At 39.9% G+C, this 12,107-nt stretch carries 12 protein-coding genes; 4 read left to right on the forward strand and 8 right to left on the reverse strand.

Annotation, left to right across the window (positions count from 1 at the left end):
• Positions 1-63: 63 nt before the first annotated feature.
• Positions 64-336, reverse strand: a complete 273-nt coding sequence (locus FTV28_RS04220) for a hypothetical protein (protein ID WP_131260911.1) — start codon at positions 334-336, stop codon at positions 64-66.
• 140 nt (positions 337-476) lie between these two features.
• Complete coding sequence (locus FTV28_RS04225) at positions 477-1,664, reverse strand: phosphoglycerate kinase (protein ID WP_004973295.1); 1,188 nt, start codon at positions 1,662-1,664, stop codon at positions 477-479.
• A 139-nt stretch (positions 1,665-1,803) separates the two neighbouring features.
• Between FTV28_RS04225 and FTV28_RS04230 the strand changes: the two genes are divergently transcribed.
• From FTV28_RS04230 to FTV28_RS04240, 3 genes are all read left to right on the forward strand, one after another.
• The gene (locus tag FTV28_RS04230; RefSeq protein ID WP_004973294.1) at positions 1,804-2,187 is read left to right on the forward strand and encodes a DUF2237 family protein; all 384 of its coding nucleotides are present in this window, start codon (positions 1,804-1,806) and stop codon (positions 2,185-2,187) included.
• Between the two features lie 7 nt (positions 2,188-2,194).
• Positions 2,195-2,788 (forward strand): nucleoside triphosphate pyrophosphatase, encoded by a 594-nt coding sequence (locus FTV28_RS04235; protein WP_026438423.1) that lies wholly within the window; start codon positions 2,195-2,197, stop codon positions 2,786-2,788.
• Between the two features lie 120 nt (positions 2,789-2,908).
• A complete protein-coding gene (locus FTV28_RS04240) occupies positions 2,909-4,075 on the forward strand; it encodes a cupin domain-containing protein (RefSeq protein ID WP_004973287.1) in 1,167 nt (388 codons plus the stop codon).
• Between the two features lie 33 nt (positions 4,076-4,108).
• Here FTV28_RS04240 and FTV28_RS04245 read toward each other — a convergent pair whose 3' ends face one another.
• From FTV28_RS04245 to FTV28_RS04270, 6 genes are all read right to left on the reverse strand, one after another.
• The gene (locus FTV28_RS04245) at positions 4,109-6,019 is read right to left on the reverse strand and encodes an ATP-binding protein (RefSeq protein ID WP_167846047.1); all 1,911 of its coding nucleotides are present in this window, start codon (positions 6,017-6,019) and stop codon (positions 4,109-4,111) included.
• Entirely contained in the window at positions 6,016-6,720 is a 705-nt protein-coding gene (locus FTV28_RS04250; protein ID WP_179989506.1) for a response regulator transcription factor, read from the reverse strand. Before FTV28_RS04250 ends, FTV28_RS04245 begins: the two co-directional genes overlap by 4 nt.
• 276 nt (positions 6,721-6,996) lie before the next feature.
• Positions 6,997-8,040 carry an alpha/beta hydrolase gene (locus FTV28_RS04255; protein WP_096900878.1) on the reverse strand — a complete coding sequence of 348 codons (1,044 nt, stop codon included), beginning with the start codon at positions 8,038-8,040 and terminating at the stop codon, positions 6,997-6,999.
• Positions 8,040-9,167, reverse strand: a complete 1,128-nt coding sequence (locus FTV28_RS04260) for a YdcF family protein (protein ID WP_179989508.1) — start codon at positions 9,165-9,167, stop codon at positions 8,040-8,042. Before FTV28_RS04260 ends, FTV28_RS04255 begins: the two co-directional genes overlap by 1 nt.
• 6 nt (positions 9,168-9,173) lie before the next feature.
• Entirely contained in the window at positions 9,174-10,214 is a 1,041-nt protein-coding gene (gene murB, locus FTV28_RS04265; RefSeq protein ID WP_004973280.1) for a UDP-N-acetylmuramate dehydrogenase, read from the reverse strand.
• A gap of 3 nt (positions 10,215-10,217) precedes the next feature.
• Positions 10,218-10,727, reverse strand: a complete 510-nt coding sequence (locus FTV28_RS04270) for a low molecular weight protein-tyrosine-phosphatase (RefSeq protein ID WP_004973278.1) — start codon at positions 10,725-10,727, stop codon at positions 10,218-10,220.
• 119 nt (positions 10,728-10,846) lie between these two features.
• Between FTV28_RS04270 and FTV28_RS04275 the strand changes: the two genes are divergently transcribed.
• A complete protein-coding gene (locus FTV28_RS04275) occupies positions 10,847-12,007 on the forward strand; it encodes an iron-containing alcohol dehydrogenase (protein WP_179989510.1) in 1,161 nt (386 codons plus the stop codon).
• The last annotated feature ends 100 nt before the right edge of the window (positions 12,008-12,107 follow it).

Genomic DNA, 12,107 nt, shown 5'->3' on the forward strand with positions numbered 1-12,107 from the left:
AAAAAGTCCCTGCAAAAGCAGGGACTTTTAAACAAATTACTACAATTTGTCGTTTTTCAGCACTTATTGCGCTTCAGAAGCAGCAACTTCTGTGTCTGCAGTCGCAACGTCAGCAGGTGCATTTGCAACGTCTTCAGGAATATCGGTGTTGCCTTCATCCAAGATTGGTTGGTCAATTGCGTCGATTGCAGCTTGTTGTTCTGGTGTAACTTGAGCGTTATCTACAACTGCAGAAGATGCATCAGTTTCAGTCGCAGGTGCGCTTTCTTTTTTTGCACAAGCAGTCAAGGCTAAAGATGCAGCAATTAAAGCAGCAAGTGTTAGTTTTTGAATCATCGTCATTTCCTACAGTTAGGTCATTCATTTACTACAGTTTATTGCATATTTATGACATTTTGATGACTACGGCATGACATAAATATAAAAAAGTTGACCGAAGTCAACCTTTTTAAAAATTATTGATAAATTTTCTAGATTTAAGCGCGTTCTAATAATACCGCAACTGCAGGTAAGGTTTTACCTTCTACAAATTCAAGGAATGCACCTCCACCTGTAGAGATATAGCCGATTTTGTCTGCAACTTCATACTTGTCAATTGCAGCTAAAGTGTCACCACCGCCTGCAATAGAGAAACCTGCAGATTCTGCAATCGCCAATGAAAGTGCTTTCGTACCTTCACCAAATTGATCAACTTCAAATACACCCACTGGGCCATTCCAAAGAATTGTTTTTGAAGTTTTTAAAATTTCAGCAAATGCTTTTGCAGTTTCTGGGCCTACGTCTAAAATCATATCGTTGTCTGCAACATCTTCAACTTTTTTCACAGTTGCTTTCGCTGCTGCCAATGAACCCAAGAAATCTTCAAAATTAATTTCAGCGGCATCTGCAACTACAACATCGGTTGGCAGTGGTACAGAAACTTTTGCGGCAATTGCTTTGGCAGTGTCAATCAAATCATTTTCACATAATGATTTGCCCACGTTATAGCCTGCTGCAGCAAGGAAAGTATTGGCAATACCACCGCCTACAATTAATTGATCGCAAATATCAGACAATGAAGTCAATACATCTAACTTAGTCGATACTTTAGAACCTGCAACAATCGCCACCATTGGTTTTTCAGGTGTTTTTAAGGCACGACCCAAAGCATCTAATTCCGCAGCCAATAATGGGCCTGCTGCTGCCACTGGTGCTAAACGTGCAACGCCTTCAGTAGAGGCTTCTGCACGGTGCGCGGTACCAAATGCATCCATCACAAATACATCACACAATGCTGCATATTTAGCGGCAAGTTCTGGGTTGTTTTTCTTTTCACCGTGGTTAAAACGGCAGTTTTCCAATAAAACGACTTGACCAGGAGCAACGTCTACACCATCTAAATAGTCAGTGATCAGTTGAACATCTTGACCTAATGCTTGGGTTAAATACGCAGCTACAGGTGCTAAAGATTGTTCAGCTTTTGGCTCACCTTCAACAGGACGACCTAAGTGAGAATACACCATCACTGCTGCACCTTTGGCAACAGCAGCTTGAATCGTTGGCAATGCCGCACGTAAACGTGCATCGCTGGTGATCACACCATTTTTAACAGGTACGTTTAAATCTTCACGAATAAGGACACGCTTACCTGCTAAATCGAGGTCAGTCATACGCTGAAAGTTCATGTATAGCTCACTTTATTGATATCAAAACGCCACGATTTTAAATGATTATGCAGAAAAAGGTTAGCAACTTTTGTAGAATTGCTGTTTAAAGCAAAAGTTTTGATTATGATAGAGAAAAGCCACCATCTTTCTCGCACTTATGTCTATTCATCCTGATCCAAATATCAATCGTTTAAATGTTTTGGGCGAATCTCTCGCCAGTTGTTGCTTTGATCCTATTACTGGATATTTTCGTAACGGTTTTTGTCATACCGCCCCAACCGATTTAGGTCAGCACACCGTTTGTGCACAAATGACCTCTGATTTTTTAAATTTCTCACAAAAAATTGGCAATGATTTAATCACGCCAGTACCAGAAGTTGGTTTTAACGGCTTACAACCGGGTGATTTCTGGTGTATTTGCGTCACCCGTTGGGTTGAAGCCTATCAGGCAGGTCAAGCACCACCAATTAAAATTCAAGCCTGTCATCAGTCAGTATTGTCTTATGTGCCTTTAGATATTTTGATGGATTATGCGGTGTGATGATCTGATGCAACATCCTGAAATTATTTTAGCGTCTGGCAGTCAAACTCGTCAGCAATTGATGAATCGTCTGCATTTGGCGTATAAGTCAATTTCACCTGATATTGATGAATCTGCACAGGGTGAATTGCATGCAGATAATTTGGCGCGACGCTTGGCTTTTGAAAAAGCACACTGTATTGCGCAGCAATATCCTGATGCAATTGTGATTGGTTCAGATCAAGTGGCATGGCGTGAACAGCAGCCAGATATTTTTATAGGTAAACCGCTCACTTCAGAAAAAGCTATACAACAATTACAAGCCAATTCAGGTCAAACGGTTTATTTCAGCACTGCGCTGAGTGTGCAGCAGCAATCTACAGGCTTTGAACAAACGGTTGTAGAACACTACACAGTTAAATTCCGCAGCTTAACTGACAATGAAATTGCACGATATGTTGCAAAGGAACAACCGCTACACTGTGCAGGTAGTTTTATGTGCGAAGGTTTAGGTATTAGTCTGTTTGAAGCCATGCAAGGCAATGACCAAACTACCTTGATGGGTCTGCCGATGATTCAGTTATGCCGCATGTTAAGAATGCTGAATATTCAGGTTCCTTAAGTTTAAAACTGTGTAATTTAACAGCCGTGAATATTTATAAAGACTATAAATCACCTTGCCCTTTGCAGCGACAAATCAGACAATATTGAGATTATTGATAAAACTTGCTTAGGCTATTTTATGTCGCAACCTTTAGATGTTTTGGGCGGAATTACCGCAGAACAATTCCTAAGTGAATATTGGCAAAAAAAACCACTTTTGGTACGCAATGCACTCCCAGAAATTGCCAACCTACTTGAACCTAGTGATGTAATGGAACTGGCACTTGAAGAAGATGTGACTGCCCGTTTAATCAAACAAAAAGATCGCGATCCAAATCAATGGACTGTGAAATCATCACCGCTCATTAAGGCTGATTTTCAAAAAATGCCAAAGTTGTGGACGCTATTGGTACAAGCCGTTGATCATTACTCTTTTGATCTCGCTGAACTTTGGAAAAAATTTCCTTTTATTCCGCAATGGCGACGTGATGACATAATGGTGTCTTATGCCCCTAAAGGCGGCTCTGTAGGTCAGCATTTTGATTTCTACGATGTGTTTTTGCTACAAGGCTATGGACATCGTCGTTGGCAACTTGGGCAAATGTGTGATGCTGAAACTGAATTTGTCGCAGGACAACCGTTAAAATTATTGCCTGAAATGCAGGTCAATTTTGATGAAGTTCTTGCACCTGGCGATTTACTCTATGTGCCACCGGGTTTGGCACATTATGGCGTGGCGGAAGATGATTGTCTGACGTTCTCGTTCGGTTTCCGCATGCCGAATATTAGTGAAATGATGGATCGAGTGAGCGATAAATTCTCTGCCGATGAAATGTTACGCACGCCACTACAAGACCTTGTTCGTAAAAAAAGTACCCAAATTGGCGAAATGACTGCGACAGAATTGGATTATCTGAAAGCAGAATTGTGGGCGCGTTTACAAAACTCATCGGTGTTGGATGATGCGATTTTAAGCTTAATGTCTGAACCGAAATATCCTGAAAATATTCCTGAAGTAGATGAAATAGGTGTAGGCGATTTAGAAGATGCGCTAGATCAGGGTTATCAAATCATGTTGGAACCCGCCTCTCGCCTACTTTATGCAAATCAGCTAGATGAAGTTTTATTTTGGGCGAATGGTGAAGCGATTTGTGTCGCAGAAGCATCTATCCCTACGCTGCAAAAAATTGCCAATGGTGAACGCGTGCTGCTCGATGAAAACCTTTACGACGCAAATATTTTGGAAGATTTGGTACAACTGCTCAATGAATCCATTTTAATGTTGTTACCTGCTGAAGACGCTTAAAATATTCGTTTCAGCCCCCTCAAGATGATCAATTCATCTTGGGGAATTTAGATAAGCGGGATCTAAAGTTAAAACTGCCTGAATTAACGTATAGCCAGGTGTCGAATTTAATTTTAATTGCCCTCCAACCCGTTCTAAACGCATTTTCATACTGCGCATCCCAATACTCATGCCATGTTCAAGCACGCTATTGGCTTCAAAACCTACACCATCATCCTGAATTTTAAGTACCAATTGCTTAGGCGGTACAAATTGCATACTGACGGATACATGCTTGGCTTGGCTGTGTTTAATCACATTGGTTAAACTTTCTTCTAATACCCGCATCAAAGTTAAGCACTGTAACGAATTCGGCTCAATCACCCATTCATTTGGAAAATCCCACTTGGAATGAATATCCATTTCATCCATCAATTGACTAAAACGATGACGTACTGGCGCAACCCAAATTTTAGGATTTTCAGGCACTTTAGAACCAATGGAAGAACCACTATCAATAATTTGACGTAAATCATCACGCAGTAATTTCAGCATAGATAAGAACTGCTGATTACTCATGTTCTGTTCGCTTTGGTCGACCATAATCATGGAACGTACCAAAGATGCACCCAAACCATCATGCAAATCATGCGATAGATGAATCCGCTCTTGCAAACGCACATTTTCCAATTCTAAATAATGCTTTTCTGACATACTGCGTTTTAAATCATCACTGACTTCAAAAACTTTAAGCTCTAAATCTTGATTAAATTTCTCAATTTTTTGAATATTTCTTTTTAGGCGTATGCCTAAAATAATCGCAATAAATAAAGTAATTACTGGCGAGGTATACGGTGATAATGGCTGATATAAACTTGCCGTTGCCGCATTACTTAAACGAAATACATCTACACCCGCAAAAAAGCCAATCAAGGTTAAACAAAATAGCAGCAGATATACTTCTGTTTTTGGGGATTTATACGCTAAATACGCCAAATAAAAATAAACCACGACTAGTAAGCTGGCATAACTTAAAAAGACAATCCCAAATACCAGTTTGACATAATCTAAGGGTGTTAAAAACACACAAACGATTACCGCTAAACTCAGAATAAAAATACTTTCTTCCAATATTGGCAAGCGTTGATTGACAAACCTAATTAAATATAGACTAAAAGCTAAAACATAGAGGATAAAAAAGCTTAAATTGGCTTGAGATGCCACCAATACACTTGGGTATGGAAAGGTTTCTGTGGTTAAAAAATGAGAAATAAATAATAACCAGAACATGCAACTCAACGCGAACCAACCAAAACTCTGATCACGGCGTAAAAACAGCCAAATAACCAAACATAAAATGCCTAAAGTGGCAGATAAAATCGCATTAATTTCAAATAAAGTACGTTTATTCCATATACTTTGCTGGTGCTGTTCAATATTGTTATGCACATTATTAAAACTTATTTTTCCTATACCCGCATTTTGAAATGCATATCCATTTACATAGACCAATATTTGATTTTTACCTTGTTTTAAGCCTGAAATAGGTAAAATCCAGTAACGTGGCATATTCCAGTTTTTTGACAAAGGCTCTTCTAAATGTTGACTTGCCCAAAGTAAATCTTGATTCAGATAAACTGCCCCTGCACTATTTAAAAAATTCAGTGCAAAAACGATGGGTTGATTTAAACGATGATCACGCTCACAAAACCACTCCCACTCTATTTTGTACCACGCCCCACCATTATAATTTTTCCAGCGATCATCCCAAACGTCGGGCAGTTGAACATTTTCCCAACCCGTTTCAGGTTTTTTATTATGTGATGCTGTTTTGGCAGAGCTGATTGAAAGTACATGCACATTGCAGTACTGATTAATTGGGTACACCACTTGCTGCGCATAGCTTTGCCACGCACAGAACAATAACAACACGCCCAAACCACACTGCCAAAGCCTTTGAATCATAAAAGACCTAAAGTTCTAGCGGTACTGACAGCCTTAGTGCGTTTAGTGACCGACAACTTCCGATAGATATGTTTAATATGACTTTCAACGGTATAACGCGACACAAATAATTGCTCAGCAATTTCACGGTTACTTAAGCCCTGCGCCACCAGATTTAAAATTTCTAATTCACGATTGGTGAGCTGTTCATAATGTGAGTTGAATGCATGAGCATCGGCGCGATCTGATAAATCTTCGGTCAGCACGGGTACTTTTTGATGTGAAATTTGCGATAAAATTTCACGGGCGATAAATGGGTCTATCGGTGCACCACCTCTTAAAATGCTGCGTATTGCGATAATAATTTCAGCATCATCACGTTCTTTAATCACATAGCCTGTTGCACCTGCTTGAATTGCAGAAAATAAGCTGTCTTGGGTGCTCCATGCAGAAATCACCAAAATTAATGCGCTTGGATCTCTAAAATGTAATTGTTCGATTAGTTCTTTACCATTGCCATCGGGCAAGCCTAAATCGACTAAAGCTAAAGCAATCGGATGATCTTCTATACACGTCATTGCAGCTTTAAGATGACTCACGAAAAATAGCATGTCATCTTGATAGCCAATATCATGCAAAATTTTTCTAAGACGTGACTGAATAATAGGCTCATCTTCAACAATTAAAACCGGTACGGGTAATATCGCTTCCATTTCTGCCATCATTCATCCCCTTGATTATGTTTGTAAATATATCAATCGTTTTGATGTAAACACTATCCCTAGAATTAAGGAGTTTTTCAAATTTAGCTTATTTTATAAACATGAGCATAGCACTGAAACATGAAACTCGAGCATGAAATAAAAAATAAATGTGAAGTACTATTTTATTTTAGAAATCGCTTCACATTTTAATGAGCAGCGCAGCATAAATATGCTTTGATGCCGAGAACAGCATCAAAGCAAATGTAGAGCCGTATTTAAAAGATGGTTGATAAATTAATAATAAGTCTTAGAGCTATGTGCATGTAAAAATGCAGGAATCAGCCCTGTTAAAGCCGCACGAATATCCGCACGTTCATTGATTAATTGATGCGAGCCTTCTTCTAACATGAGTAAGGTTTGCAGGCGGAATTTACGCCGAATAAACTCAATGTTGTAGCGCCAATCTACGGTTTGATCTTGCGCCCCTTGTGCCAACCAAACAGGAATACGGCAAGCTGGACGTTCTTCCATCTCCAACATCCATTTAGACATGGCTAAAATCCAATCCATGCCCATCATTCTAGGTTGCAGCGGGTCTTTTAAACGCACAAAGCGTAAAAATTCAGGATTATGATTATTGCGTCGGAAATGTCGCGGCACTTCACGCTTAATCCGACGGATAATGCCCAAACCAACAGAGTTATGCCACCATGCCGATTTTGCAGGACGAATCAAAGGCGATAACAACAACACACGCTCTACAAATGGATTTTCACGGCGCTGAGCAAATTCCAACAAGTGATGCATCCAAATTGCACCACCTGTACTTTGCCCAATGCCCAACCACGGTTTTGGCAATTGATCGGCATTTTTTACATATTGATAAACCGCATGTAATACTTGCTGATAATGATCAAAATTTTTGATGTTGGCAGGATAACCATCACTCAATCCATGTCCGGGCAAATCATAAGTCAAAACACTAAAGCCCTGCTCTAATAATTCTTTGACGATAGGTTGATAAATCCCGCTATGTTCCAAATAGCCATGCAGTAGAAATACCGTGCCCTGCACCTGATCAAATTTGGTTTTGCTTAAATCGGGTTGAAAAATTTGCACATGCAATTTAAACAACGGCATTTGCACATAGCCTTGCCAATGTTCACAGTCCAACAAATGAAAACCATATAGCTGTCGATAGGCTTGTAACTCAACACTCGGTTCAAAACCACGATTCAAATTTAAAGGTTGTAGAATTTGTGGTGTGGTTTCCCTACTCGGCACTGGCAAATCTAATTGCTTCAACACGCTTGGGTTTAAAAATGGAATATCAGGCATTATGGCACCTCGCGACATGCGCTAGAACCAATCAAGACATCCCGAATGGCGGCAAGCATTTCATAATTGGCACGGCGGCTGTGATCATAGTTTTGTTCACTTGGACGCCATGCGGTCAGTTGAGTCGGCATTGGAGCTTCGACAGGAATCGTTTCAATTCCATTTAAAGCAAATAAACGGCGGGTGCGTGGCATGTGATAACGGTCTGTAATCAAAATCACTGTCGGCGCCCCCCCTTTTTTTTGTAATAATAAAGAACTAAAACGTGAATTTTCACAAGTATTCATGCTGCGATCTTCTAATAATTTTGCTTCGACATCATATTTTTTTAACCAACGCTGCATATAAGGTGCTTCTACACCACTCAGTACAATCGGCAATTGATATTGTTTTACCACCGCTAGGGTCGTTTCTAAACGTAAACGTGTGTAGTCATTGACCACAATATCTTTGCCATTATCATCTAAAGTTAAGCCACCACCTAAAACCACAATCGCATAAGGTTTAGAGTTTGCAGGTATTTTTGGAATATTTTGTTGCTGAATTAAAGCAATATCTTTAAAGATTTCTTCATCTACAGGCTCACTTTCGGTTTCGGCAATTTTATGAGTGCTTAAAAACTCCAAGTATTGTTCCATGAGTACCTGATTTTCATGACTATCCAAATTGAGCAAGGCTTTTACATTTTCGGATGGGTCTTCTACAACTGCATCAGAAGCTGCATTAGACACCAACAATGGGACTTGCGGCAACTCTTGCTCAGATGCTAATTTTTTTTGCGTTTGTTCTTCTAAAATAAGCGCTTGTAAGGCTTTATAACGAGCCTGAATTAAAGTTAAATTTTTCGAATTTTCAGATTGAATCTCTTGCTCCATCAGCTTCAAATAAGCTTGTCGGGCAATCCATAAATCTGAACCGGGTTCCAAGCTGTCTTGATCACTAAAAGCCGCCATTTGCTGACTTTTTGCTGCCACTTGATTCACTTCTACAGGTAACAAAGTGTTCAGCGTTTTGACCACCAAAGTAGAATAAAAAGGTGAATAGATAAAAATCATGAACGCTGCAAACAATACAAATAGCACGGCAGCAATTTGTACCAATCTGAGCATCCAATGATTCTGTTTCATCTTCACTTAACCTACCGGTTGATGTGCACGAATCAAACCTGTTTCATCAAATAACACAGGTTCAGGTTCTAGTGAAATACCAAAACGACTCAAAACATCTTGCTGCACAGCACGATAGGTGTGTTGCACATCTGCCAAAGTGGCATCGGCATAATTGACTAAAACCAACGCTTGTTTATGAAACATACCCACCACACCCAGTTGTTTTCCCTTCCAGCCAGCTTGATCAATCAACCAGCCTGCTGCAATTTTAACTTGCGCATTCGGCTGTGGGTAATGGGGTAAATTTGGAAATTGTGCTGCAATTTGGTCAAATTGCTGAGTCGAAATCACAGGATTTTTAAAGAAACTACCTACATTTGGATATTCTGCAGGATTAGGCAGCTTACTTTGGCGAATTTGAATGACTTGTTGCTGCAGATTTTCAGCAGTTTGCTCATCGCCTACAGCAGCTTTTAAGTCGCCATAATTTAATTTTAACGCAGCCTGTTTTAACAGTTTAAAAGTCACATGGGTAATGATGTAACGGTTGGGATGATCTTTAAAAATACTGTGTCGATAGGCAAACTGACAATCTGCAGCAACAATTGAGCTGAATTGTTGGCATTCACGATCATAGACCTGCACAGATTCAATAAACTCACCGACTTCAACGCCATAAGCACCAATATTTTGCACAGGTGAAGCGCCGACCAAACCTGGAATTAAAGCCAGATTTTGCAGACCATATAACTTTTGTTCCGTACTCCACAACACAAACTCATGCCAGACTTGTCCTGCCCCAACTTTTAGGGTGACACTTGCATCATCTTCAGCGCATTTTTCGATGCCCTGAATATCCATGTGCATGACCAAGGCATGAATATGTTCAGGCAATAACATATTGCTACCACCCGATAAAATCAGCACATTTAATTGTTCTTTCTGGGCAAATGCCAAAGCATCCTGTACATCTTGAATATTTTCAATTTTGACATAATGCGACGCAGTTGCATCTAAATTGAGCGTATTGAAAGGTTTGAGTTGCATGTTGTAGTGAATGTGCATGACTTAAACCTTCAATTCAAATTGTTGTTGTAAAACTTTCACCCATGCGCGACTACTCGACTCGCATTGATCGAGCACCCGCTCAAAACCATCGGCTTCGCCATAATATGGATCGGGTAATTCTTGCTGCGTATAATGCGGATCGTGTTCGCTCATTAAGGCTATTTCAGCGCGCAAACTGCCCAGTTCAGCTTCAGCACGGCGCATTAAAGATTGAATATTGCTTAAGTTTTCAAAATCCATCGCCAAAATCAAATCAAACTCGACAAAGTCTTGTATACGTAACTGACGCGCGCGCAATGTAGATAAGTCATAACCACGTTTGAACGCATGTTTTTGGCTGCGTAAATCTGGGGCTTTGCCTGGATGATAATTACTGGTTCCAGCAGAATCTACCAACACATTGAGTTGTTGTTCATCACAAAAATGTCGAAGTACAATTTCTGCCGTTGGAGAGCGGCAAATATTTCCCAAACAAACACATAACACCTTATATGGCGTTTTGGATGACATAAACAACCTCAAAGCTACTTTATTTTTAAGAGTCTTATGTTAAGTTATTTATGATATGAATCCTATATCGCGACCCTACAATAATGTTGAATTAAGTATAAAAATTAGGAATAAAGACGATGCAGCATTTTCAATTTCAAACAGTTGGCAACATTATTTCTGGATTGGGTTCAATTTCTGAACTAAAAACGGTTTTAACCGAAAAAAATTATAAGCGTTTGTTATTGGTCACCGATGCTGGCATTTTACAACAACAATTACATCAACCTATTTTAGAAATTTTAAAGCAACTGCAACTGGACTATGCCATTTACTCGAATGTGCAAGCCGACCCCGCAGAACAGATTGTGTTAGAAGCAGTTGATTTTGCCAAACAGCAAAATATTGATGTTGTATTAGGTTTTGGTGGGGGTAGTGCGATGGATGTCGCCAAAATTATTGCCGTGCTGAGTCATCCTGCACAAACTCAACAACTGTCAGACTTGTACGGTGTCGGCAATGCGAAAGCACCACGTTTACCGCTCATTCTAGTTTCCACTACAGCAGGCACAGGTTCAGAAGTCACACCTATTTCCATTGTCACCACAGGTGCAACCAGTAAAACAGGCATTGTTTCTCCTATTTTATATGCCGATGTTGCCATTTTAGATGCCAATTTTACCCGTCATCTACCTGCACAGATTACCGCAGCCACAGGTATAGATGCGATGGTACATGCCATTGAAGCCTATACTTCTAAAATCAAAAAAAATGCGTATTCAGATTTTCTGGCAAAACATGCGCTGCGTTTACTTGATCAAAACTTAAAATTAGTGCTTGAAGATGGCAGCAATATGCAAGCACGGCAAAACATGCTGTTTGGTTCAATGCTGGCAGGACAAGCCTTTGCCAATGCTCCTGTGGCTGCGGTACATGCGCTTGCCTATCCTTTAGGCGGACATTTCCATATTTCACATGGGCATAGCAATGCATTGGTACTAACCGAAGTTTTAAAATTTAATGCGCCTGCAGCCAAACAGTATTATGCAGAACTGATGTGTTGGTTAGACCCACGCAGTAAAGGCTGCACAGATGGATTATGTGATTTGTTTATTGATCATTTACAAAATCATTTAGATCAAAGTGGCTTGGTGTTAAAACTCAGTGCCCTAGGCATAGCAGAAAACATGCTGCCACAACTGGCAGAAGATGCGATGCTGCAAAGCCGTTTATTGCAAAACAACCCGAGAGCAATGCAAATGCAGGATGCGTTACAGATTTACCAAGCCATTTATGCCTAACATTTACGCTTAACGTTCTGTATTTAACTTTCTACATTTATTTGGGATGATTTCCACCCATTAAAGCATGACACCACGTCGATAAAAATATAGGTAAACT

The organism is Acinetobacter sp. YH12252, assembly GCF_013417365.1.
Lineage (GTDB): Bacteria > Pseudomonadota > Gammaproteobacteria > Pseudomonadales > Moraxellaceae > Acinetobacter > Acinetobacter towneri.